Here is a 22,908-nt window from a genome sequence, read left to right as displayed (position 1 = left end):
TTATGGGTAAAATCGATAGTTTGTACTTGATCCATCCATTTCACAGATAAACCAGATTCTCTCAAGAGGATTCTCACCAGGGGCCGTATGGAACTGAGGCAACTGCGCCAATTCGTGGCGCTGGCGGAAGAAAAGAGTTTTACCCGGGCCGCTTCGCGCTGCCATATCGTGCAATCGGCGCTGTCGTCTTCCATCCGCCTGCTGGAAGAGGAACTGGCCGCACCGCTGTTCGTGCGCACCACGCGCCGGGTCGAACTGACTGCGGCCGGCGAAGCCTTCCTCGACAGCGCCCGGCGCGCATTGGGTGCGCTGGAGCAGGGCGCCACCGATGTGGCCGATGTCAATGCCATGCGACGCGGCCGCCTGTCCATCGGCACGGTGCAGAGCCTGCCTTCCTTCGTCGACCTGCCGGCCGTTCTGGCACGCTTCCATCGTCGTCATCCTGCCGTGGAGGTCCGGCTGTGCCAAGGCGCGGCGGGCGAGTTGAACGAGAAGGTGGCTTCGCGCCAGCTGGACCTGGCCGTCCTGCCCATCGAAGAAAGCGGCGAAGGCCTGCAGAGCCATATCATCGCCTGCGAAGACCTGGTGCTGGCCTGCACCCCGACCCATCGCCTGGCCAAGGCGCGCTCGGTGACACTGGAACAACTGGCCGGCGAGGATTTCGTCGATTTCGAGACCGGCCTGGGTACGCGGGCCTTGGTGGATCGCGGCTTTGCCGAAGCCGGCCTGCGGCGCCGCCTGGCCTTCGAGGTCAGCGATCTGGTGACCTTGCTGGACCTGGTCGTACACGGACTGGGCGTGGCCCTGTTGCCGCGCGACGTGGTGCGCTCCCGCCGGGGCAAGCTGGCCACGGTCAACCTGCGCGGCGTGGAGCTGTGCTGGGAGCTGGTGGTCACCCACAAGGGTGCCGCCCGCAATGGCGCACCGGTGCTCGACGCAGCACCGGCGGCGTTTCTCGAATTACTGATGGAACAGGCGCGGGAGCAGGGGCGGGCGTGACTTGACCGACCTTTCCTGCCCGCACTTCGTGGTACTTGAACGCTACTGCTGCAGGGAATTTATTCGGCGCACCAGACCGCCAGCTCATAACCATCCAGGTCGCTGAAATGGAAGCGCCTGCCGCCCGGGAAGGAGAAGGTGGGGCGGGTGATGGTGGCACCGGCCGCCAGCAAGCGGTCCTGGATGGCATCCAGGTCGTCACCGTAGAGGATCACCAGCGGGCCGCCCGGGCGCACCGCTTCGCCGGTGGTGAAGCCACCCTTGAGGCGGCCGTCGCTGAATTCGGTGTAGGTCGGGCCGTAGTCGGTGAAGGTCCAGCCGAATACGCTGCCGTAGAAAGTCTTGCTGCGGGCGATGTCGGTGACGTTGAATTCGATGTTGTCGATCCTTAATGCAGCAGGGGCGGGGCTCATGGTTTGCGTCATCCTGATTCAGTGGCAATGGGTAGGCCGGTAAGGCGGGCAGCACATCGCGATGGTGCCCCGCGTCAGCCGGCAGGGACCGCCACCTTAGCATGCCGGCCGGACAACCCTTCAGATGAAACGCCGTACCGCCTTGCCGCCGAACAGTGCGACCACCACCATCACCAGCGATACGCCCACGAAGCTCACCCGCAAGCCCAGATGTTCGGCCACGCCACCGATGAAGACCGGCCCCAGCAGCATGCCCACATAGGCGAAGCGGGCCACGGCGGCAATGCTCTCGGCGGCCGCCATGCCCGGTACCCGGGCCGCAGCCAGGAAGAAGATCGGCATCAGGTTGGCAATGCCCAGGCCCGCCAGCAGCAGCCCGGCCATGGTGGCCAGGGGTACCGGCCAGGCCGCCGCCAGGGCGATGCCGGCGGCACCGGCCGCACCGCTCCAGGCCAGGGTGCGCAGGCCGCCGATGCGGGCACGGATGCGGTCGCCGGTCAGCCGTCCGGTCGCCATGCCGGTGGAAAACGCCGCATAGCTGTAGCTGACCCAGGCCGCCGGCGACTGCGCCACGTCGCGCATGTACACCGCCGCCCAGTCATACATGCCGCCTTCGCATACCAGCGCCAGGAAGGCGATGCCACCCAGCACCAGTACCATGCGACGCGCCCGGCCATCGGTGCCGCCAGCGCCCGTGGCCTCGTCATGCACGGCGTCGGGCAGGGCGAAGGGGCCGATGGACAAGGCCACCGCCAGCGTGCCGGCCCCGACCAGCGCCGCATGGGCCAGCGGCGACAGCCCGGGCAGGGCGCCCAGCGCCGAGCCGGCGATGCCGCCGATGCTGAACATGGCGTGCAGGGTGGACATGATGGGCCGCGTGCGCTGGCCCTCCACCAGTGCGGCCTGTACCGACATGGCCACATCGAAGGCGGCCATGGCGCTGCCGAACACCAGCAGCAGCGCCACCAGCATCCAGAACTGGGGTGCCAGCGGGATCAGCAACAGCGTGGCCGCATACAGGATGCCGACCTGGCGCAGGGCACGGGCGCTACCGACGCGCGCGATCCACTTGCCGGACTGGCCCATGGTCAGCAGCGCGCCCCCGGCCACGGCCAGCATGGCCAGCGACAGCACCGCGTCGGACAGCGCGAAACGATCCTTCACCGAGGGAATCAGCACGCCCCAGGTGGCGAAGGTGGCGCCGTTGACGAAGAACTGCGCCATCGTGGCGCGGGTGGCATGACGGATGCGGACGGGTTCGGCGGAGGAAGAGGAGGTGCCTGGCGTCATGAAAACCTGTGGAAAAAATCAAAAAGCGTGACTTTGCCAGTATTTGATTCATTCGTTAAATGGAATATTCAGATCAACTTCATCGATCAGACAGATGAATCAGCCCACCCATGCCAGCCGATGTCATCCGGTCGGCAGGTGGACGACCGAAAAAAAGCCCGGCCAGCTTGCGCCGGACCGGGCTGAGGGACTACCGAGGAGGAGGGTTTGGCTTACTGCCTTACCACTCGGCAAAGCTGCCGTCCTTGTGGCGCCAGATCGGGTTGCGCCAGCGGTGGCCGACTTCGGCGCGCTGACGGACATATTCTTCGTTGATCTCGATGCCCAGGCCCGGGCCTTGCGGGATCTTGACGTAGCCGTCTTCATAGGCGAACACGTTCTTGTCGCGGATGTAGTCCAGCAGGTCATTGCTTTCGTTGTAATGGATGCCCAGGCTCTGTTCCTGGATGAAGGCGTTGTAGCTGCCGGCGTCCACCTGCAGGCAGGAGGCCAGGGCGATCGGACCCAGCGGGCAGTGCAGCGCCAGCGCCACGTCGTAGGCCTCGGCCATCATGGCGATCTTGCGGGTCTCGGTGATGCCGCCGGCGTGCGAGACATCGGGCTGGATGATGTCCACGTAACCCTCGGAGAGGATGCGCTTGAAGTCCCAGCGCGAATACAGGCGTTCACCCAGGGCGATCGGGGTCGAGGTCAGGTGGGCGATTTCCTTGAGGGCCTCGTAGTTCTCCGACAGCACCGGTTCTTCGATGAACATCAGCTTGTACGGCTCCAGTTCCTTGATCAATACCTTGGCCATGGGCTTGTGTACGCGGCCGTGGAAGTCCACGCCGATGCCCACGTTGGGGCCGACCGCTTCGCGCACGGCCTGGACGTTGGCCAGGGTCAGTTCGATCTTGTCGTGGCTGTCGATGAATTGCAGTTCTTCGGTACCGTTCATCTTCACGGCGGTGAAGCCGCGTGCCACCGCATTCTTGGCCGCCGCAGCCGTATCGGCCGGCCGGTCGCCGCCGATCCAGGAATACACGCGGATGGAGTCACGCACTGCACCACCCAGCAACTGGTGTACCGGTACACCCAGGGCCTTGCCCTTGATATCCCACAGGGCCTGGTCGATGCCGGCCAGGGCGCTCATGTGGATGGCGCCGCCACGGTAGAAACCGCCGCGATAGAGCACCGTCCAGTGGTCTTCGATATTGCGCGGGTCCTTGCCGATGAGGTAGTCGGCCAGTTCGTCCACGGCGGCCGAGACGCTATGGGCGCGACCTTCGACGATGGGCTCGCCCCAGCCGACGATGCCTTCGTCAGTCTCGATCTTGAGGAAGCACCAGCGCGGCGGCACGATGAAGGTAGTGATCTTGGTGATTTTCATTGTTCTGTCCGGTTATGCGTTTAATCTGTTCAGGTGAAAAATGATCGGCGTGCGATCGGTTGCAACGATGAATGTCCTGGGCCGGCAGGCGTGCTCTCAGCCCAGCGCATTCCACGCGGTGACGAAGGCGACGGCGCGCTGGCGCACTTCCTCGGCCGACAGGCCGGGGGTGTACAAGGCCGAGCCCAGGCCGAAGCCCGATGCGCCGGCTGCGCGGAACACCGCCATGCCCTCGGGCGTGATGCCGCCCACTGGCAGCAGCGCGATGTCGCGCGAGATGACGGCACGCCAGGCCTTGACCACCTGGGGGCCGAGCTGTTCGGCCGGGAACATCTTGAGGACGTCGGCACCATTGTCCAGGGCGGCAAAGGCCTCGGTCACGGTGGCTACACCCGGTGCGCTGTAGAGGCCGGCATCACGGGCTGCGCGGATGACGGCGCCATCGCTGTGGGGCATGACGATCAGTTCGCCACCGGCATCCTTGACCTGCTGTACCTGCGCGGCCTTGAGGACCGTGCCGGCGCCGACGATGCAGTCGGCCGGCAGGCTCTTGCGCAGGGCGCTGATGCTCACCAGCGGGTCGGGCGAATTGAGCGGTACTTCGATGATCCGAAAGCCGCTGTCATAGAGGGCCGCGCCGATGGCTTCGGCCTCGGCGTTGCGCACGCCGCGCAGGATGGCGATCATGCCGGTGTTGCGCAGGGCGTCGTTGAATCGTTGGGTCTGGAGTTGCATGTTTTCTTCCGTGATGCGGTTGATGGTGGCGACCTTGGCCTCAGGCGACCAGTCCGGCGTGGCGTGCCAGCACCCACAGGCCGACTTCGGTGGCGGCGTCGGCCTGGCTGACCGGCCCCAGGCCGAACAGGTCCAGCGCCAGCTGGTAGCGGCGGCACAGACCGGCGTCGCCGATCAGGACGATGGCCGGCGCCTGGGCCGGGTACAGGGTTTTCAGCGCGGCCAGTTCATGGCCGATCAACAGGCCCGACAGGTAGTCCGGCTGCGCCTCGGCTGCCAGTTCGCCGGTCAGCCCGAGGGTGCGGCTGCTGAAGATGTTGGAGAGCACACCGCTCTTGCCTTCCGGCCCCAGCGCCACGCGCGCCCCACGCAGGAAGGCGGCATCATCGGCGGCATCGGGCTTGTGCATGGTGCGACCGAGGATGGTGTGGGCGCACAGGGCGCCGTAGACCTCGCCGGTCATGAAGGTGTCGAAATGCTCGATGCGGCCAGCGACCACGCGCACCCACTTCGAATGGGTGCCAGGCAGGCCGATCAGCAGCTCGCGCTCATGGCGTGTCTGCAGGGCGCCGATGACCTGGGTTTCCTCGCCGCGCATCACGTTGGGCAGGGGCGAGGCCTGCAGCAGGCCCGGCACGATCCACAGCGGACGGCCCAGCCCGGTATCGACCTCGGTCAGCTTGCTGCCGATCAGGTCGGGCGAGAGCGGCACGTTCAGGTAGGCGGCTTCGCGCCAGCCCTGCTTGCTGCCGACCATGCCGGCGGCAATCAGCGGAGCCTGCGGTGCAGCCTCCAGCCAGTCGCCGCAGGCGGCTTGCAGCGCGACGCGGTAGGGCGCGTGCGCGTCCTCGCCATGCTCCACGGCGGGCAGGTTCATGATGCCCCAGGGATGGGCGCGGCGCTCGATCACCTGGCCGTTGTGGTCGAAGCGGTAGCAGCGCAGCGAGGAAGTACCCCAGTCGAGGGCGATCAGGGCGCAGTCTGTTTGGATATCTTGGTGGGTCGTCATGTTCGGTGCCGGGCGTCAGCGCGCCAGGCTGGTATGGTTCGTTTCGCTGCGTGCCTGTTCCTGGGCGATGTCGCAGACCGTGAAGCGGGTCAGCAGCACCATGTCTTCGCCCGGGGCCAGCGCGATCAGGCCGGGCTGGTTGGGCTGGTGGAAGGCATCGATGGGATGGGTCACCGGCTCCAGACAGAAATACGGCAGGCCATTGGGCCGGAACATCAGCACGTAACCGCTGCGGTCAGTGGTGTGCATCTGCAGGCGCAGGCCGCGGGTGGGGTCTTCGATCATGGCCAGGCCGTCCCAGCCCTCGAAGCAGTTGTCGATCAGGCCGCCCTGCAACAGCGCCGGGCGGTTGTAGTCCCAGCCGGCCGGCAACTGGCGGCTGAAACCGGTGGGGATGCGATCAGGTCCGGACAGCCATACGCCGCGTGCACGGAACTGCAGACGGGTGTGGGCGTCGTGCAGGAAGTAGGGATGCAGGCCCAGGCCATAGGGCAGGGTCTCTTCGCCGGTGTTGGTGACCCGCAGTTCGATCTCCAGTGCATTCTCGCGCAGCGTCAGCACCTGGCGCGCCTGATAGACATAGGGATTGCCGTCGCAGCGCGCCGAGTCCAGCGCCAGGGTCATGCGATCCTCGCTCTGGGCCACGATGCTCCAGGCCTGGCGCCAGCTGTCGCCATGGATGGGAAACGGTTCGCCAGCGCGGTTGGGCTGCAGCGGGTAATGCTTGCCATTGAAATCGAAACCGCCGCCGGTAATGCGGTTGGACCAGGGCAGCAGCGGGAAGCAGGCCGTCGCGTAGAGCGCAGCCGGATCGGCGCTCCAGGGGCGCAGCAGCGGCAGCCACTTACGCTCGCGCTGCCATTCCCACCCGGCCAATGCCCCGCCCAGCGCGGGGAGCACGTGCAGACGCTGACGCCCTGATTGCAGGGTATGGATTTCCGGCAGCCCCTTGGAGCCTGCGCGGTTGGCATCGGTTGCTCGGGATGGCATGGTGTCTCGTATCTTGTTATGGAGTGCGGCGCGCATCAGCGTTGCGGTGGTGCGGCGTCCCGTCGTGGGGACAGCGAAGTCGTCGGCAGGAAGAAGGAGTGGGCTCACGTGGATTCGCGCTCGGTCTTCAGGCTTGCGCTTCTAAAAAAATCTGGCTGATCCTATCACCGCCCTCCGATAGGGAATAATGAAAAAAACATCGCAAACGATATCAAAATTGCGCGGCGCGTGCTGCTCGCTGCAGCACCTGCGGGCATGCGCCGGCGCGGTGCAGCGGTAGGCCGATTTTCCCCAACGATGTGCGAAACGGTATCGAAAAACATTAAAAATTCATTGGATACCTATTGGTCGCTTGCCTAATATGGAGCGCGAATCAGGGACTTCACGGCCTTCAGGGAGTACAGGGTCGTCCAGGATTTCAGCCGCACCGCGCCGCTTCCCGACTTCATACTTATAAATCAAACGCATTCCGGCGCAGCGCAACCCACGCATACAACAAAGGGAAGTCCACAATTCCCTGCCAACGGAGACTGACAATGAACTCGAAAAGAAGAGCGCTTCTGGGCGCAGCCATTTGCATGAGCCTGGGTAGCAGCGCCATGAGCCTTCCAGCTTTCGCTGCCGACAAACCGCTGACCATGGGCTTTTCCCAGGTGGGCGCCGAGAGTGAATGGCGCACCGCCAATACCGTATCCATCAAGGATGCTGCCAAGCAGGCCGGCGTCAATCTCAAATTCGCGGACGCCCAGCAGAAGCAGGAAAACCAGGTCAAGGCGATCCGCTCCTTCATCGCGCAAAAGGTGGACGTGATCGCCTTCTCGCCGGTGGTGGAATCGGGCTGGGAAACCGTGCTGCGTGAAGCCAAGGCCGCCAAGATCCCGGTCATCCTGACCGACCGTGCCGTCAACGTCACCGACAAGTCGCTGTATGTGACCTTCATCGGTTCGGACTTCGTCGAAGAAGGCCGTCGCGCCGGTCGCTGGCTGCTGGAAAAGGCCAAGTCCATGCCGGCAGGTGACATCAATATCGTCGAACTGCAGGGCACTGTCGGTTCGGCTCCGGCCATCGATCGCAAGAACGGCTTCGAGGAAATCATCAAGAGCGAACCGCGCCTGAAGATCATCCGCTCGCAGACCGGTGACTTCACCCGCGCCAAGGGCAAGGAAGTGATGGAAGCCTTCCTCAAGGCCGAGGGCAAGAAGATCAACGTGCTCTACGCCCACAACGACGACATGGCCATCGGTGCCATCCAGGCCATCGAAGAGGCCGGCATGAAGCCGGGCAAGGACATCATCATCATCTCCATCGACGGCGTGAAGGGTGCCTTCGAAGCCATGATGGCCGGCAAGCTCAATGTGACCGTGGAATGCAGTCCGCTGCTGGGTCCGCAACTGATGCAGATCGCCAAGGACATCAAGGCCGGCAAGGAAGTGCCCAAGCGCATCACCACCGAGGAAAGCGTCTTCCCGGCCGAAGTGGCGGCCAAGGAATTCCCGAACCGCAAGTATTGAGATCGGCATGAAGGCAACACACCCGCCCTGGGCTTCAGGGCGGGTGTGTTGCTGGTCTGGCGGGTCGGACCTGGTGCGCACGCTGGCGCATGAGGTGTTGCGATGGTTTTGATGGAGTTGCGATGACGATGTCTGTCGGGGCGCAGGCGCGTCCCATGCTGGAATTGAGTGGTGTACACAAGGCATTCGCGGGCGTGAAGGCGCTCACCGATGTCGGCTTGCGGCTGTTCCCCGGGGAAGTACATACCCTGATGGGACAGAACGGCGCAGGCAAGTCCACGCTGATCAAGGTGTTGACGGGTGTGCATGAGCCCGATCAGGGCAAGATCGAACTGGATGGCCGCGCCATTGCACCGGCCTCCACGCTGGAGGCCCAGGCGCTTGGCATCAGCACGGTCTACCAGGAAGTCAATCTGTGTCCCAATCTGTCGGTGGCCGAGAATATCTTCATCGGCCGCTATCCCAAGCGCTTCGGTCGGATCGACTGGAAAAGCGTCCACGCACAAGCCAGGCTGCTGCTGCAGCAGCAATTGCAGATCGATATCGATGTGGCTGCCCAGTTGTCGTCCTATCCGCTGGCGATCCAGCAGATGGTGGCGATCTCGCGTGCGCTGTCGGTATCGGCCAAGGTGCTGATCCTGGATGAGCCCACCTCCAGCCTGGACGAGGCCGAGGTGCAGCAACTGTTCAAGGTGCTGCGGCGCCTGCGCGAGCAGGGCATGGCGATTCTCTTCGTGACCCATTTCCTGGACCAGACCTACGAGATTTCGGACCGCATCACGGTACTGCGCAATGGGGTACGCGAAGGCGAATACCTGGTCGCCGACCTGTCGCGTCTGGAGCTGGTCAACAAGATGGTGGGCGTGACCGCAGTCGATCATCGCAAGGTCGAAGCCGGTGCCGAGGCCCTGGCCTCGGGGCTGTCGGCCGATGCGGCAGAGCAGGGCGAAGTCTTCCTGCAGGCCGACGGGTTCGGTCGGCGTGGCGTATTGGCGCCGCAGGACCTGGAATTGCGGCGCGGCGAAGTATATGGCCTGTGCGGCCTGCTGGGCTCGGGACGGACCGAGATGGCGCGTCTGCTGTTTGGCGCCGACCGCGCCGATAGCGGCCAACTGCGCATCGAAGGTCGCGCCGTCAAACTCAATGTGCCGCGTGATGCGATTGCGGCCGGCATCGGCTTCTGTTCCGAGGACCGCAAGAAGGAAGGCGCGATCCTGGAGCTGTCGGTGCGCGAAAACATCATCCTGGCGCTGCAGGCAAGGCAGGGCCTGTTCCGCGTACTGCCGCGCAAGCGCCAGAACCAGATTGCCAGCGATTACGTGAAATGGCTGGGCATCAAGACTGCCGACCTGGAAACCCCGATCGGCCTGCTGTCCGGCGGCAACCAGCAGAAGGCCTTGCTGGCGCGCTGGCTGGCGACCGACCCGGGCATGCTGATCCTGGATGAACCCACGCGCGGCATCGACGTGCGGGCCAAGCAGGAGATCATGGATTTCGTCATCGCCATGTGCCGCAAGGGCATGGCCATTCTTTTCATTTCCTCGGAGATTCCCGAGGTCCTGCGCTGCAGCGACCGTATGCTGGTGCTGCGCGACCGTCGTGCCTGTGGAGAATACCGTCGCGGTGAACTCGATGAGCAGACGGTCCTGCAGGTCATCGCGGGAGAGGCCGCATGAGTGCTTCCATGGATTCCAAACTGATTCCCGATGCCGCCACCCACGCCGGCGGGGCGGGCTGGACGGCGCTCTTGCGCCACCCGCTGGTGCGTCCGCTGGCGGCACTGGCATTGCTGTTGCTGATCGATTTCCTGCTGGTGTCGGGCTTCTTCAGGCTGGAGATCAAGGATGGCCACCTGTATGGCGCGCTGATCGATATCGTCAACCGTGCCGCGCCGCTGATGCTGGCGGCACTGGGCATGACCCTGGTCATCGCCACGCGTGGCGTGGATATCTCGGTGGGCGCGGTGGTGGCCATTTCCGGCGCGGTCGCAGCGATCCTGATCGGCGGCAAGATGGTGGTGGTCAATGGTGTGCCGGAGTATGTCAGCAACGTACCGATGGTGTGGGCCCTGGCCGCAGCCATGGGCGCGGCATTGCTGTGCGGCGCCTGGAACGGCGTGCTGGTGGCCGGGCTGGGACTGCAGCCCATCATCGCCACGCTGATCCTGATGGTGGCCGGGCGCGGATTGGCGCAGTTGCTCACCGATGGCCAGATCGTGACGGTCTACTACAAGCCCTTCTTCTTCCTCGGCGGTGGTTACCTGTTCGGCCTGCCATTCTCGCTCTACATCGCCGTCGGCATGTTCCTGCTGCTGGCGCTGCTGATGAAGAAGACCGCCCTGGGCCTGTTCATCGAATCGGTCGGCATCAATCCGGTGGCTTCGCGCCTGGCCGGCATCCGCACGGCGGCGCTGATCTTCTTCGTCTATATGTTCTGCAGTGCCTGCGCCGGGCTGGCGGGCCTGATGATCGCGTCCAACATCAAGAGCGCCGACGCCAATAATGCCGGTCTGCTGCTGGAGCTCGATGCCATCCTGGCCGTCACCCTGGGTGGTACCTCGCTGGCCGGGGGCAAGTTCAGCCTGGTGGGCAGCGTCATCGGTGCGCTCATCATCCAGACCCTGACCTATACGATCTATTCGCTGGGGGTGCCGCCCGAGGTCAACATGGTGGTCAAGTCCATCGTGGTGTTCCTGGTCTGCCTGTCGCAGTCGCCGCAATTCCGTCGCATGTTGAGGATGTCCAAATCATGATGCTCGTTTCTTCCTTGCGGCGCGCTTCCCATGCGCCGTGGTTTACCTCCATGGTGACCGTGGTGTTGCTGGTGATCATGCTGCTTGCAGGGGCAGCAGGGTATGACGGTTTCCTGTCGCCGCAGGTGATGCTGAACCTGCTCATCGACAATGCCTTCCTGCTGGTGGTGGCCATCGGCATGAGCTTTGTCATCCTCTCCGGCGGCATCGACCTGTCGGTCGGTTCGGTGCTGGCGCTGACCACCATGGTGGCGGCCTTCCTGCTGCAGCACTGGCACTGGCCCCCGCTGCTGGTGATGGTCACGGTGCTGCTGATGGGCGCAGGCTTCGGCGCGGCCATGGGCGCGATGATCCACTACTTCAAGCTGCAGGCTTTCATCGTGACGCTGGCCGGCATGTTCTTGGCGCGCGGCCTGTGCTACCTCATCAGTATCGATTCCATCACCATCGACGATCCCTTCTTCACGGCCATGTCACAGACGCGCATCGAGTTCGCCGGCCTGTTCATCTCGCCCAGCGTGGTGATCGCACTGATCGTGCTGGCCGTGGCCATCTGGATGGCGCATGGCACGCGCTTCGGCCGTGCCGTCTATGCCATCGGCGGCAGCGAAAGCTCGGCCATGCTGATGGGCTTGCCGGTGGCGCGCACCAAGGTCTTGGTGTATGCCTTCAGCGGTTTCTGCGCATCGGTGGGTGGTCTGCTGTTTTCGTTCTACATGCTGTCGGGCTATGGCCTGCATGCGCAGGGCGTGGAACTGGACGCGATTGCGGCCGTGGTCATCGGCGGCACCCTGCTCACCGGCGGCTACGGTTATGTGGCCGGCACGCTCACCGGCGTGCTCATCCTTGGCGTGATCCAGACCCTCATTGCCTTCGATGGCAGCCTCAGTTCCTGGTGGACCAAGATCTTCATCGGCGCACTGCTTTTCGTCTTTTGCGTGGCTCAACGCATCATTTCCCTGGGTGCCCTGCGCGGCAAACCGGCCGGATCGGCGAAAGCCGCGCCAGTCGGGGCTTCGGCGGGATTTTCTAAGCTTAGTTAAGATAACTTTACATAGAGGGAGTTATACCGAAAAACATATCCATTACGCTCAAAAAATCATTAGAAATGTATTGGTAAAGCAATTAATGTAGAGCCCGCAAAACAGTTGCTCTGCATGACATTCATCAGAAATCGCGGCGCTGTTTTAGAAATAACTACAACACGCCATTCCATAAATAGAGACTGGAGACTCGAAGCATGAAAATCAAATCGGTATTGACCGGGATCGCACTCGGCCTGGGCGTGACCCTGATGTCCATCAGCGCACAGGTGAGCGCACAGAGCAAGGCCCTGGTCGGCGTGGCCATGCCCACCAAGTCCTCGGCACGCTGGATCGCCGACGGCAACAACATGGTCAAGGTCCTGAAGGAAAAGGGCTACCAGACCGACCTGCAATACGCGGAAGACGACATCCCCAACCAGCTGTCCCAGATCGAGAACATGCTGACCAAGGGCGCCAAGGTGCTGGTGATCGCCGCCATCGACGGCACCACCCTGACCGACGTGCTGCAGAAGGCGGCCGACAAGGGCGTCAAGGTCATCGCCTATGACCGCCTGATCCGTGGTTCCAAGAACGTCGACTACTACGCCACCTTCGACAACTTCCAGGTCGGCGTGCTGCAGGCACAGTCGCTGGAAAAGGCCCTGGGCCTGAAGGAAGGCAAGGGTCCGTTCAACATCGAACTGTTCGGCGGTTCCTCGGACGACAACAACGCCTTCTTCTTCTATAACGGCGCCATGTCGGTCCTGAAGCCCTACATCGACAGCGGCAAGCTGGTGGTGCGCTCCAAGCAGATGGGCATGGACAAGGTCGCGACCCTGCGCTGGGATCCGGCTACCGCCCAGGCCCGTATGGATAACCTGCTGTCGGCCTTCTACACCAACGCCAAGGTCAATGCCGTGCTGTCGCCGTATGACGGCCTGTCCATCGGCATCCTGTCCTCGCTGCGCGGCGTGGGTTACGGTTCGCCGCAACAACCCTTCCCCTACGTTTCGGGTCAGGATGCGGAAGTGCCTTCGGTCAAGTCCATCATCCGTGGCGAGCAGTACTCCACCATCTTCAAGGACACCCGCGAACTGGCCAAGGTCACGGTCGGCATGGTTGATGCCGTCCTGGGTGGCAAGCAGCCCCAGATCAACGACACCAAGACCTACAACAACGGTGTGAAGGTCGTTCCGTCCTACCTGTTGAAGCCGGTCGTGGTCGACAAGTCGAACTGGAAGGAAATCCTGGTCGGCAGCGGTTACTACACCGAAGCCCAGCTGAAGTAAGCACGAAGGCGGGCGCGCCGGCAGGATTTCCTGCCGCGCCGCCCGCCGGGTCTTTCATGGCAGTCGTCACAACAAGACCAGCATAGTCCCGCCCTGTGCGGGACTAGTTCTTTCAGGAAGATGTGCTTGCACCAAAGCAATGCACACGAGATAAAAACTCCGGCTTGGCAGGGTTTCGCAAGACCGGCAGAAGAGAGGTCAGCATCATGAGCAACATTCTGGAAATGCGCGGCATCGAGAAGAGCTTCCCGGGTGTGAAGGCGTTGAACAACGTCAACCTGGCGGTGCGCGAAGGCGAGATCCATGCCATCGTCGGCGAGAACGGCGCCGGCAAGTCCACGTTGATGAAGGTGCTCTCGGGCGTGTACCCGCACGGTAGCTACTCGGGCGACATCGTCTACAAGGGTGAGGTGCGTGCCTTCAAGGATATCCGCGACAGCGAGCACCTGGGCATCATCATCATCCACCAGGAGCTGGCACTGGTGCCGCTGCTGTCGGTGATGGAAAACCTGTTCCTCGGCAACGAGCAGGCCAGTGGCGGCGTGATCGACTGGGAGCAGTCCTATGTGCGCGCCAAGGCACTGCTGGCCAAGGTCGGCCTGAAGGAATCGCCCCAGACGCAGGTCGGTGACCTGGGCGTGGGCAAGCAGCAGCTGATCGAGATCGCCAAGGCGCTCTCCAAGGAAGTCAAGCTGCTGATCCTCGATGAACCGACCGCCAGCCTCAACGAAAGCGACTCGGATGCCTTGCTGGAATTGCTGCTGGAACTGAAGCGCCAGGGCATTGCCTCGATCCTGATCTCGCACAAGCTCAACGAAATTTCCAAGGTGGCCGACTCCATCACCGTGCTGCGCGACGGCACCACGGTCGATACCTTCGACTGCCGCGCTGAACCCATCAGCGAAGACCGTATCATCCAGCACATGGTTGGCCGCGAGATGGCCGACCGCTATCCCCAGCGTGATCCGCAGATCGGCGACGTGATCTTTGAAGTGCGCGACTGGCGCGTGCACCATCCGCTGCACAGCGACCGCCTGGCCATCAAGGACGTCAACATGACGGTACGCGCCGGCGAGATCGTCGGCATCGCCGGCCTGATGGGCGCCGGCCGTACCGAACTGGCCAAGAGCATCTTCGGCCGCGCCTACGGCAAGAAGATCAGTGGCAAGGTCTTCCTGCATGGCAAGGAAGCAGACCTGTCCACCATCCAGAAGGCCATCAACAAGGGCATCGCCTACGTCACGGAAGACCGCAAGGGCGACGGCCTGGTGCTGGAAGAAGACATCAAGAAGAACATCTCGCTGGCCAACCTGGGTGGCGTTTCCGAGCGTACTGTCATCGACGAGGCGCGCGAGTACAAGATTGCCGCCGACTTCAAGGCGCAGATGCGCATCCGCTGTTCCAGCGTGCTGCAGAAGGTGGTCAACCTCTCCGGCGGCAACCAGCAGAAGGTGGTGCTGTCGAAGTGGCTGTTCTCGCAACCCGAAGTGCTGATCCTGGACGAACCCACGCGCGGCATCGATGTGGGCGCCAAGTTCGAGATCTACAACATCATCAGCAAGCTGGCTGCCGAGGGCAAGTGCATCATCATGATCTCGTCGGAGATGCCGGAACTGCTGGGCATGTGCGACCGCATCTACGTCATGAACGAAGGCCAGTTCGTGGGCCATCTGCCCAAGGCCGAGGCCAGCCAGGAAAACATCATGCGCGCCATCATGCGCAACAAGCGCATCGACGATTCCGGCCTGTCCCAGGCCGCCTGAAACCCTGACACCAAGCCGGAGCCAAACCGGCGGCAACTATCATAAAGACCAGAGAGCACCAGAGGAGCAAGACAATGGAAAGCATTGACGTGAGCAAGAAGCCGGCCGTCGCCGGTGGCGCCGCCGAAAAGAAGGACTACGGCAGCTTCCTGAAGAACAACATGCGTGAATACGGCATGTTGATGTCGTTGGTGGCCATCATGGCCTTCTTCCAGATCATGACCGACGGCACGCTGATGCGTCCGCTGAACCTGACCAACCTGGTGCTGCAGAACAGCTACATCGTCATCATGGCGCTGGGCATGCTGATGGTGATCGTGGCCGGTCACATCGACCTGTCGGTGGGTTCGGTGGTGGGCCTGATCGGCGCGCTGGCGGCGGTGCTGATGGTGGACTATGGCTGGGGCTTCGTGCCGGCCTCCATCGTCTGTCTGATCGCCGGTGGCCTGATCGGTGCGGCGCAGGGTTACTGGATCGCCTACTTCAAGATTCCCTCCTTCATCGTCACCCTGGCCGGCATGCTGGTCTTCAAGGGCATGGCGCTGGCGCTGCTGCAGGGCCAGTCGCTGGGCCCCTTCCCGCCGACCTTCCAGATGCTGTCCTCGGGTTTCATCCCGGAGCTGACGGACAATGCCACCTTCCGTACCACCTCGCTGGTCGTCGGCATCCTGGCCGCCGTGGTGCTGGTGCTGGTCAAGCTGCACGGCCGTCGCAAGCAGACCAAGCATGGCATGGAAGATGAACCGGTCCTGTTCTTCCTGCTCAAGAACGGTATCTTCGCCGCGGCCATCATCGCCTTCAGCTACCTGCTGTCGACCTATCGCGGCATGCCCAACGTGTTGATCATCATGTTCGCGCTGATGGTGCTCTACACCTTCATCACCAGCCGCACCACCCTGGGTCGTCGTGTCTATGCGGTGGGCGGCAACGAGAAGGCGGCCAAGCTGTCCGGCATCAAGACCGAACGCGTGTCCTTCTTCACCTTCGTCAACATGGGCGTGCTGGCCGCGCTGGCCGGCCTGATCTTCGCGGCCCGCCTGAACACCGCCACTCCCAAGGCTGGTCTGGGCTTCGAGCTGGACGTGATCGCGGCCTGCTTCATCGGTGGCGCATCGGCCTCGGGCGGCGTGGGCAAGGTGATGGGCGCGGTCATCGGCGCCTTCGTGATGGGCGTGATGAACAACGGCATGTCCATCATGGGCATCGGCATCGACTACCAGCAGATGATCAAGGGCTTCGTGCTGCTGATGGCCGTGTGCTTCGACGTCTACAACAAGAACAAGTAATCCGGATGAGCAAGGCGGGCAGGGTTGCCCGCCTTTTGCATTCGGGACCACCAGATCCTTTCGTTTCCTTCAGTCAGGAATTCAACAATGAGTAGCGATAAAAAAGACAAGAGCCGCACCCTGCGCTCGGCCGGCTGGTTCGGCACTGCCGACAAGAACGGCTTCATGTACCGCAGCTGGATGAAGAACCAGGGCATCCCCGATCACGAATTCCAGGGCAAGCCGGTCATCGGCATCTGCAACACCTGGTCGGAACTGACGCCCTGCAATGCGCACTTCCGCAAGATCGCCGAACACGTGCGTCGCGGCATCATCGAAGCCGGTGGCTTCCCGGTGGAGTTCCCGGTGTTCTCCAATGGCGAATCCAACCTGCGCCCGACCGCCATGCTGACCCGCAACCTGGCCAGCATGGATGTGGAAGAATCGATCCGTGGCAATCCCATCGACGGCGTGGTGCTGCTGACCGGCTGCGACAAGACCACCCCGGCCCTGCTGATGGGCGCTGCCAGCTGCGACGTGCCGGCCATCGTCGTGACCGGTGGCCCGATGTTGAACGGCAAGCACCAGGGCCGTGACATCGGTTCCGGTACGGTGGTGTGGCAACTGTCGGAGCAGGTCAAGGCCGGCGAGATCACCATCCACGACTTCATGGCCGCCGAAGCCGGCATGTCGCGCTCGGCGGGTACCTGCAACACCATGGGCACCGCTTCCACCATGGCCTGCATGGCCGAGTCGCTGGGCGTGTCGCTGCCGCACAATGCGGCCATTCCGGCCGTTGATGCGCGCCGTTACGTGCTGGCGCACCTGTCCGGCATGCGCATTGTCGACATGGTCTGGGAAGGCCTGACCCTGTCCAAGATCCTGACCCGCAAGGCCTTCGAGAACGCCATCCGCACCAATGCCGCCATCGGTGGCTCCACTAATGCCGTGATCCACTTGAAGGCCATCGCCGGCCGCATCGGCGTGGACCTGGAACTGGAAGACTGGACCCGCATCGGCCGTGGCACTCCGACCATTGTCGACCTGCAGCCCTCGGGCCGCTACCTGATGGAAGAGTTCTACTACGCCGGTGGTCTGCCTGCCGTGCTGCGCCGCATGGGCGAAGCCGACCTGCTGCCGCACAAGGATGCGCTGACCGTCAACGGCCAGACCATGTGGGACAACGTCAAGGATGCGCCGATCTACAACGATGAAGTGGTGCGGCCGCTGGCCAAGCCGCTGATCGAGGATGGCGGCATCTGCATCCTGCGCGGCAACCTGGCGCCACGCGGCGCGGTCTTGAAGCCTTCGGCCGCCACGCCTGAACTGATGAAGCATCGCGGCCGTGCCGTGGTGTTCGAAGACTTCAACCACTACAAGGAACGCATCAACGATCCCGACCTGGATGTCGATGCCTCCTGCGTGCTGGTGATGAAGAACGTCGGCCCCAAGGGTTACCCCGGCATGGCCGAAGTGGGCAACATGGGCTTGCCGCCCAAGGTGCTGGCCACGGGTGTGAAGGACATGGTGCGCATCTCGGACGCCCGCATGAGCGGTACCGCCTATGGCACCGTGATCCTGCACGTGGCGCCGGAAGCCGCTGCCGGTGGGCCGCTGGGCATCGTCCAGGATGGTGACTTCATCGAACTGGATGCCTACGCCGGCAAGTTGCAGCTCGACATCAGCGACGAGGAAATGCAGCGTCGCCTGGCCGAACGCGCCAAGGTGCTGGCCGAACGCAAACCGGAAATGGTTGGCGGCTACCAGTCCCTGTACGTGGACCGCGTTCTGCAGGCCGACGAAGGCTGCGACTTCGACTTCCTGGTCGGTTGCCGTGGCGCGGCCGTTCCCAAGCACTCGCACTGATCCATCACGACAAGACAGCGCCGGTGTCGGCATGACACCGGCCAGCAAGGAAACCTCATGAGCAACACTCCCCAGAACGTGCAGCTGGCGACTTTCCCCAGCCTGAAGGGCAAGCGTGTCTTCATTACCGGCGGTGGCACCGGCATCGGTGCAGCCATTGTCGAAGCATTTGCGCAGCAGGGTGCGCACGTGGCCTTCGTCGATATCGCCCGCGAAGCCAGCGAGACACTGTGCAATGAGCTGGCCAGCGCCGGCTATCCCAAGCCGCTGTTCCGCCATTGCGACCTGCGCGACATCCCGGCATTCCAGAAGACCATTGCCGAGCTGCAGGGCGAGCTTGGCGACTTCGATGTGCTGGTCAACAATGCCGCCAATGACGAACGTCACAAGCTGGAAGACGTGACCCTCGATTACTGGAACGACCGCATCGCCATCAACCAGCGTCCGTCCTTCTTCGCCGTGCAAGCGGTGGTGGACGGCATGAAGCGTCGTGGCGGTGGCTCCATCATCAACTTCAGTTCCATCAGCTGGCATCAGTCCAGCGGCGGATTCCCGGTGTACACCACGGCCAAGGCCTCGACCCTGGGCCTGACCCGCGGTCTGGCGCGCGACCTTGGTCCGCACAAGATCCGTGTCAACACGGTCACGCCGGGTTGGGTCATGACCGAACGCCAGATCAAGTTGTGGCTGGATGAAGAAGGCAAGAAGGCCATTGCCCGCAACCAGTGCCTGCAGGAGGACCTGCTGCCCTGGCACCTGGCGCGCATGGTCCTGTTCCTGGCCGCTGACGACAGTGCGATGTGTACCGCGCAGGAATTCATCGTCGATGCTGGCTGGGTGTGAGGCAGCAATGACCGCCCGATATCCCGTCGGCGCGGATCTTGAAAAAGAGTCGCCATTTGGCGACTCTTTTTTTTGTGATGCAGCCACATTCTCGTGTGGGTGATGCAGAGCTGTCATACAACTCGGAAAAAACTTAGTTTTTATCCGGTTTGTAGTGTTGTTTTTTTGCTGCGATTTTTTAATGAATTGGTGCGCCTGGAATTGTTTCGAGCAGCCCTATTTTTGAATTTTCAGATCGGCTTACTCTTCCTTACATTTCTTAATAAAACTCGGCGCAGTTCCGCCACCCCGTGATCGCATAATGCGCGGGTTGGCGAGGAAAGGGATCAGTAGATCATCTTGGCCACTTCACGGATGGCCTGCAGCACCAGATTGGCACCCGGCGAGAGCAGGTTGTCCTGGCGGGTGATGATGCCGAAGCCGGCCATGCGGCAGGGCAGCTCGATGGGCAGGATGTCCATCAGGCGCGCCTGGGTGTAATAACGCGCCACTTCAGTGGGCATGGCGTAGATGAAATCGGTCTGCTGCAACAGGCTGGTGATGAACAGGATGGCCGTGGTGTCGACCACGTTGGAGGGCGGCGCCAGGCCTTGTTCGCGGAACATCTGGTCGCAGCGAGCACGCAGGATGCTGCCCTTGGGCGCCATGATCCAGGCTTCGCCGGCGAGGTCGGCCAGGCTCAGGTCGTTGCGGGTGTGGAAGGGATGTCCCACCCGGGCCACGGCGCATACCGGCTCGTCGGCCAGCTCTTCATAGAGCAGGCCGCTGCGGGCTTCCTCGTCGAGGATGCGGCCGATGATGAAGTCCAGTTCGCCATGCAGCAGACGCGACAGCAGGATGTTGCTGCTTTCCACTTCGACGCCGATACGCAACATCGGCGCCTGTTCCTTCACGCGGGCGATGGCTGGCGGCAACAATGCCATGCCGGGCGAGAGAATCACGCCCACATCGACCTGGCCGGACAGGCCGGACTTCAGTGCCACGATGTCTTCATGCGCCTTGGACAGGCTGGTCAGGGCCATGCGCGCATGGCGGATCATGGCCTCGCCATAGATGGTGGGCCGCATGCCACGGGGCAGGCGCTCGAAGAGGGACACGCCCAGCATGTCTTCGAGGTCCTTCAACTGCTTGGAGGCGGCCGGCTGCGTCATATTGAGTTCGCTGGCGGCGCGATGGATGTTGCGGGTGTCGTCGAGGGCGATGAGCAGAAGGAGTTGGCGTGTCTTCAATCGCGCCCGCAGAAACCAGTTCGGGTCACTGTTTTTCATAAGTCTCCGGGGACGGTGTTCTAAATTTTTTCAATGATTTTTTTATTAGAAATTCATGATATCAAATCGCATATCGGAATTGCTAAAGATTTCATTGGAAAGACATGAACCGAATACTTAGTATCTAGCCACATTCCGGACTGTACAGGACAATGACCAAAGGGCCGGAATGAAAGAAGAGAAGGTCGGGCAGCATCAAAACAAAAAGTTGGGAGACCGTCAGGAGTCCGTCAGGATTCAAGGGGTCTGAAGTGCAAAGCTGCACGACCAAGCCCACCGACGACAAAAATTTAAACGGCAATATCCACGGAGACTATTCATGAAGCAAGTGAAGCCATCCTTTATTGGAGCAAAGACCCTGTGCGCGCTCGCGCTGATGGGAGCGTTCTCGGCACAGGCGCAGGCGCAAAGCAGTGTCACCATCTACGGTCGCGTCGTGGCCGGTGTGGACGTCATGACCAACGTGCCGAAGAACGATGGTTCCGGTACCACCGGCACCCGTATTCGCTCCGCCAGCAACCAGTGGGGCACGAGCATGATCGGCTTCAAGGGAACAGAGGACCTGGGCGGCGGTACTAATGCCTTCTTCCTGCTGGAATCGGGCTTTGGCTCCACCACTGGTGGCCTGAACGGCACCGATATCAACGGCACCTCGCTGTTCAATCGTCGTTCTTATGTCGGCCTGTCGTCGACCAACGCCGGTACCCTGAAGTTGGGTAAGAACTTGTTCATCAACAATGACGTCTGGTTCCTGGATCCGACCGGCCAGCAATGGATTGGTACCGCCAACCTGGTACGAGGCCGTAACTGGCCCGGCGCCAGCAACGTGATCGAGTACACCACCCCGACCTTCGGCGGCTTCGGTGCTACCGTGCAGACCAGCCTGGGCGAAGCGGCAGGTTCATTCAGCAAGGGCGGTACCAGCACCAAGTACGGTCGCAAGGACGGCCTGTCACTGGTGTATCAGAACAACGGTCTGGAACTGCGTGGTATCTACGACGTCGTGCGTGACCCCAACGGCCGCTACACCGACGTATATGACACCTCCAAGGAGTTGATCCTGGGTGGTACTTATAAGATCGACAAGCTCAAGCTGTTCCTGGGTTACGAAAATCTGCGTGCACCTGATGTCAATACCGCCAGCGGCGCACCGGATCGCGTTAACCACTACTGGCTGGGCGCGAACTACGACGTGACCTCGCAGTTCCAACTGGTCGGTTCGGTGTTCCACGTCAATGCCAACAACGGCAACGGCAGCGCCAACCTGTTCATGGCAGGCGTGAACTACTTCCTGTCCAAGCGTACCCTGTTGTACGTTGGTGGTGGCACCATGCGCAACGGCAACAATGCTAACTACTCGCTGGAAGCTGACAGCTCGACGGGCGGTGGCAAGGGCACCAATCAGACTGGCGGCTACTTCGGTATCGCCCACTCGTTCTGATGTAACGATCTAGTAGTATCTGTAATCCTTCCTGAGGTGGTCTTGATGTAGTTGAGGGTGGGCGCAAGCCCACCCTTTTTTGTCTTGTGGCCGGCGCACACGGGCGTGGCCGGGACACTGACATTGTTTTATATCGTTTATTTCATTTATCTTATTTAATTGATTTGCAGGCGGAAACCCGATGAATGCGCAATTGCTGGTCGACGGACATCATGAACTGGGCGAAGGCGTCCTCTGGTGCGAACGCTCGCAAACGGTCTTCTGGACCGATATCCACGCTTCGCGCCTGTGGAACCACGATCCGCAAAGCGGCGCCACGCGCAGCTGGCCCATGCCTGAGCGGCTGTGCTGCTTCGCCTTTACCGCCGATCCCGAGCGGCTGCTGATCGGCCTGGCATCGCGCCTGGCTTTCTTCAATCTCGGTACCGGCGCCATCACGCCGATCTGCCGCATCGAGGATGACCTGCCGACCACGCGCCTGAACGACGGTCGTTGCGACCGCCAGGGCCGCTTCGTCTTCGGCACCCTCAACGAGGACGTCGGCCGCGCACCCATTGCCAGCTTCTATCGCCTCAATGCCGACCTGAGCCTGGAGCGCCTGCCGCTGCCGGGCATCGCCATTTCCAACAGCATCTGCTTCAGTCCCGATGGCACGCGCATGTATCACTGCGATTCCATGGAAGGCAAGATCATGGTCTGCGACTATGATCCGGCTTCCGGCGCCATTGCCAACCAGCGCGTGTTCGCCGATCTGGCGCAACAGCCGGGCGGCCCCGATGGTTCCACCGTGGACGCCGACGGCCATGTCTGGAACGCGCAGTGGGGTGGGGCGCGGGTAGTGCGCTTTACGCCCGATGGCCGCATCGATCGCATCGTCGACATGCCGACCGCCCAGCCTTCCTGTGTGGCCTTCGGTGGCGCGGCGCTCGATACGCTGTTCGTCACCTCGGCGCATGAAGGCATGAGCGCCCGGCAGCGCGAGCAGGATGCATTGGCCGGTGCGCTTTTCGCCGTGCCGGAGACCGGCGTGCGTGGCCTGCCGGAAGTGCGTTTCGCCGGCTAGCACCGGCAGCTAGCACC

The 22,908-nt window shown here is 62.4% G+C and carries 19 protein-coding genes; 12 read left to right on the top strand and 7 right to left on the bottom strand.

The features are described 5' to 3' along the window. The first annotated feature begins 87 nt into the window (after window positions 1-87). Window positions 88-999 carry a LysR family transcriptional regulator gene (locus BTM36_RS13370; protein WP_006713087.1) on the top strand — a complete coding sequence of 304 codons (912 nt, stop codon included), beginning with the start codon at window positions 88-90 and terminating at the stop codon, window positions 997-999. A gap of 59 nt (window positions 1,000-1,058) precedes the next feature. Here the strand turns inward: BTM36_RS13370 and BTM36_RS13365 are convergent, their stop codons facing one another. The 6 genes from BTM36_RS13365 to BTM36_RS13340 all read right to left on the bottom strand — a co-directional run bounded on the left by BTM36_RS13365 (window position 1,059) and on the right by BTM36_RS13340 (window position 6,805). Then, entirely contained in the window at window positions 1,059-1,412 is a 354-nt protein-coding gene (locus BTM36_RS13365) for a VOC family protein (protein ID WP_077236718.1), read from the bottom strand. Window positions 1,413-1,532: 120 nt separating this feature from the next. Continuing rightward, window positions 1,533-2,702 carry an MFS transporter gene (locus BTM36_RS13360; RefSeq protein ID WP_077236656.1) on the bottom strand — a complete coding sequence of 390 codons (1,170 nt, stop codon included), beginning with the start codon at window positions 2,700-2,702 and terminating at the stop codon, window positions 1,533-1,535. Window positions 2,703-2,922: 220 nt separating this feature from the next. After that, a complete protein-coding gene (gene dgoD, locus BTM36_RS13355) occupies window positions 2,923-4,071 on the bottom strand; it encodes a galactonate dehydratase (RefSeq protein ID WP_077236655.1) in 1,149 nt (382 codons plus the stop codon). A gap of 96 nt (window positions 4,072-4,167) precedes the next feature. Further along, window positions 4,168-4,806 carry a 2-dehydro-3-deoxy-6-phosphogalactonate aldolase gene (locus BTM36_RS13350; protein ID WP_174616850.1) on the bottom strand — a complete coding sequence of 213 codons (639 nt, stop codon included), beginning with the start codon at window positions 4,804-4,806 and terminating at the stop codon, window positions 4,168-4,170. A 40-nt stretch (window positions 4,807-4,846) separates the two neighbouring features. Next, the gene (locus BTM36_RS13345; RefSeq protein ID WP_077236653.1) at window positions 4,847-5,815 is read right to left on the bottom strand and encodes a 2-dehydro-3-deoxygalactonokinase; all 969 of its coding nucleotides are present in this window, start codon (window positions 5,813-5,815) and stop codon (window positions 4,847-4,849) included. A 15-nt stretch (window positions 5,816-5,830) separates the two neighbouring features. Further along, window positions 5,831-6,805 carry an aldose 1-epimerase gene (locus BTM36_RS13340; protein ID WP_077236652.1) on the bottom strand — a complete coding sequence of 325 codons (975 nt, stop codon included), beginning with the start codon at window positions 6,803-6,805 and terminating at the stop codon, window positions 5,831-5,833. Window positions 6,806-7,341: 536 nt separating this feature from the next. Here BTM36_RS13340 and BTM36_RS13335 point away from each other — a divergent pair. From BTM36_RS13335 to BTM36_RS13295, 9 genes are all read left to right on the top strand, one after another. Continuing rightward, window positions 7,342-8,316 carry an ABC transporter substrate-binding protein gene (locus BTM36_RS13335; protein WP_077236651.1) on the top strand — a complete coding sequence of 325 codons (975 nt, stop codon included), beginning with the start codon at window positions 7,342-7,344 and terminating at the stop codon, window positions 8,314-8,316. Between the two features lie 122 nt (window positions 8,317-8,438). Beyond that, window positions 8,439-9,992, top strand: coding sequence for a sugar ABC transporter ATP-binding protein (locus tag BTM36_RS13330; RefSeq protein WP_077236650.1), 1,554 nt, complete (start codon window positions 8,439-8,441; stop codon window positions 9,990-9,992). Next, a complete protein-coding gene (locus BTM36_RS13325) occupies window positions 9,989-11,068 on the top strand; it encodes an ABC transporter permease (protein WP_077236649.1) in 1,080 nt (359 codons plus the stop codon). Before BTM36_RS13330 ends, BTM36_RS13325 begins: the two co-directional genes overlap by 4 nt. Continuing rightward, a complete protein-coding gene (gene yjfF, locus BTM36_RS13320) occupies window positions 11,065-12,111 on the top strand; it encodes a galactofuranose ABC transporter, permease protein YjfF (RefSeq protein WP_077236648.1) in 1,047 nt (348 codons plus the stop codon). The genes BTM36_RS13325 and yjfF overlap by 4 nt, the downstream gene beginning before the upstream one ends. A 197-nt stretch (window positions 12,112-12,308) precedes the next feature. Beyond that, on the top strand, window positions 12,309-13,382 hold the full coding sequence (gene chvE / locus BTM36_RS13315; RefSeq protein WP_077236647.1) for a multiple monosaccharide ABC transporter substrate-binding protein: 1,074 nt from the start codon (window positions 12,309-12,311) through the stop codon (window positions 13,380-13,382). A gap of 206 nt (window positions 13,383-13,588) precedes the next feature. Further along, entirely contained in the window at window positions 13,589-15,145 is a 1,557-nt protein-coding gene (gene mmsA / locus BTM36_RS13310; protein ID WP_006465195.1) for a multiple monosaccharide ABC transporter ATP-binding protein, read from the top strand. Window positions 15,146-15,219: 74 nt separating this feature from the next. Continuing rightward, window positions 15,220-16,431 (top strand): multiple monosaccharide ABC transporter permease, encoded by a 1,212-nt coding sequence (gene mmsB / locus BTM36_RS13305; protein ID WP_077236646.1) that lies wholly within the window; start codon window positions 15,220-15,222, stop codon window positions 16,429-16,431. Window positions 16,432-16,518: 87 nt separating this feature from the next. Continuing rightward, the gene (locus BTM36_RS13300; RefSeq protein ID WP_077236645.1) at window positions 16,519-18,276 is read left to right on the top strand and encodes an IlvD/Edd family dehydratase; all 1,758 of its coding nucleotides are present in this window, start codon (window positions 16,519-16,521) and stop codon (window positions 18,274-18,276) included. Between the two features lie 57 nt (window positions 18,277-18,333). Continuing rightward, the gene (locus BTM36_RS13295; protein WP_077236644.1) at window positions 18,334-19,119 is read left to right on the top strand and encodes an SDR family NAD(P)-dependent oxidoreductase; all 786 of its coding nucleotides are present in this window, start codon (window positions 18,334-18,336) and stop codon (window positions 19,117-19,119) included. A gap of 326 nt (window positions 19,120-19,445) precedes the next feature. On the opposite strand, the gene BTM36_RS13290 is transcribed toward BTM36_RS13295, so the two are convergent. Continuing rightward, window positions 19,446-20,387, bottom strand: a complete 942-nt coding sequence (locus BTM36_RS13290) for a LysR family transcriptional regulator (protein WP_006465191.1) — start codon at window positions 20,385-20,387, stop codon at window positions 19,446-19,448. A gap of 319 nt (window positions 20,388-20,706) precedes the next feature. On the opposite strand from BTM36_RS13290, the gene BTM36_RS13285 reads away from it, so the two are divergent. Together BTM36_RS13285 and BTM36_RS13280 are read left to right on the top strand one after the other, a co-directional pair. Further along, on the top strand, window positions 20,707-21,828 hold the full coding sequence (locus BTM36_RS13285) for a porin (protein WP_077236643.1): 1,122 nt from the start codon (window positions 20,707-20,709) through the stop codon (window positions 21,826-21,828). A 181-nt stretch (window positions 21,829-22,009) separates the two neighbouring features. Continuing rightward, window positions 22,010-22,891 carry an SMP-30/gluconolactonase/LRE family protein gene (locus BTM36_RS13280; RefSeq protein ID WP_077236642.1) on the top strand — a complete coding sequence of 294 codons (882 nt, stop codon included), beginning with the start codon at window positions 22,010-22,012 and terminating at the stop codon, window positions 22,889-22,891. Window positions 22,892-22,908: the final 17 nt, after the last annotated feature.

The organism is Herbaspirillum sp. VT-16-41 (assembly GCF_001994935.1).
Taxonomy (GTDB): Bacteria; Pseudomonadota; Gammaproteobacteria; order Burkholderiales; family Burkholderiaceae_D; genus Herbaspirillum; species Herbaspirillum frisingense.
Note: the sequence above shows the minus strand (reverse complement) of the source record. Positions and strands in the feature narration are given on the sequence as shown.

Bases quoted from the DNA above. Each gene is read 5' to 3' on its own strand.
- BTM36_RS13370 (WP_006713087.1), top strand. From the start codon at position 88: ATGGAACTGAGGCAACTGCGCCAATTCGTGGCGCTGGCGGAAGAAAAG.
- BTM36_RS13365 (WP_077236718.1), bottom strand. From the start codon at position 1,412: ATGAGCCCCGCCCCTGCTGCATTAAGGATCGACAACATCGAATTCAAC.
- BTM36_RS13360 (WP_077236656.1), bottom strand. From the start codon at position 2,702: ATGACGCCAGGCACCTCCTCTTCCTCCGCCGAACCCGTCCGCATCCGT.
- dgoD (WP_077236655.1), bottom strand. From the start codon at position 4,071: ATGAAAATCACCAAGATCACTACCTTCATCGTGCCGCCGCGCTGGTGC.
- BTM36_RS13350 (WP_174616850.1), bottom strand. From the start codon at position 4,806: ATGCAACTCCAGACCCAACGATTCAACGACGCCCTGCGCAACACCGGC.
- BTM36_RS13345 (WP_077236653.1), bottom strand. From the start codon at position 5,815: ATGACGACCCACCAAGATATCCAAACAGACTGCGCCCTGATCGCCCTC.
- BTM36_RS13340 (WP_077236652.1), bottom strand. From the start codon at position 6,805: ATGCCATCCCGAGCAACCGATGCCAACCGCGCAGGCTCCAAGGGGCTG.
- BTM36_RS13335 (WP_077236651.1), top strand. From the start codon at position 7,342: ATGAACTCGAAAAGAAGAGCGCTTCTGGGCGCAGCCATTTGCATGAGC.
- BTM36_RS13330 (WP_077236650.1), top strand. From the start codon at position 8,439: ATGACGATGTCTGTCGGGGCGCAGGCGCGTCCCATGCTGGAATTGAGT.
- BTM36_RS13325 (WP_077236649.1), top strand. From the start codon at position 9,989: ATGAGTGCTTCCATGGATTCCAAACTGATTCCCGATGCCGCCACCCAC.
- yjfF (WP_077236648.1), top strand. From the start codon at position 11,065: ATGATGCTCGTTTCTTCCTTGCGGCGCGCTTCCCATGCGCCGTGGTTT.
- chvE (WP_077236647.1), top strand. From the start codon at position 12,309: ATGAAAATCAAATCGGTATTGACCGGGATCGCACTCGGCCTGGGCGTG.
- mmsA (WP_006465195.1), top strand. From the start codon at position 13,589: ATGAGCAACATTCTGGAAATGCGCGGCATCGAGAAGAGCTTCCCGGGT.
- mmsB (WP_077236646.1), top strand. From the start codon at position 15,220: ATGGAAAGCATTGACGTGAGCAAGAAGCCGGCCGTCGCCGGTGGCGCC.
- BTM36_RS13300 (WP_077236645.1), top strand. From the start codon at position 16,519: ATGAGTAGCGATAAAAAAGACAAGAGCCGCACCCTGCGCTCGGCCGGC.
- BTM36_RS13295 (WP_077236644.1), top strand. From the start codon at position 18,334: ATGAGCAACACTCCCCAGAACGTGCAGCTGGCGACTTTCCCCAGCCTG.
- BTM36_RS13290 (WP_006465191.1), bottom strand. From the start codon at position 20,387: ATGAAAAACAGTGACCCGAACTGGTTTCTGCGGGCGCGATTGAAGACA.
- BTM36_RS13285 (WP_077236643.1), top strand. From the start codon at position 20,707: ATGAAGCAAGTGAAGCCATCCTTTATTGGAGCAAAGACCCTGTGCGCG.
- BTM36_RS13280 (WP_077236642.1), top strand. From the start codon at position 22,010: ATGAATGCGCAATTGCTGGTCGACGGACATCATGAACTGGGCGAAGGC.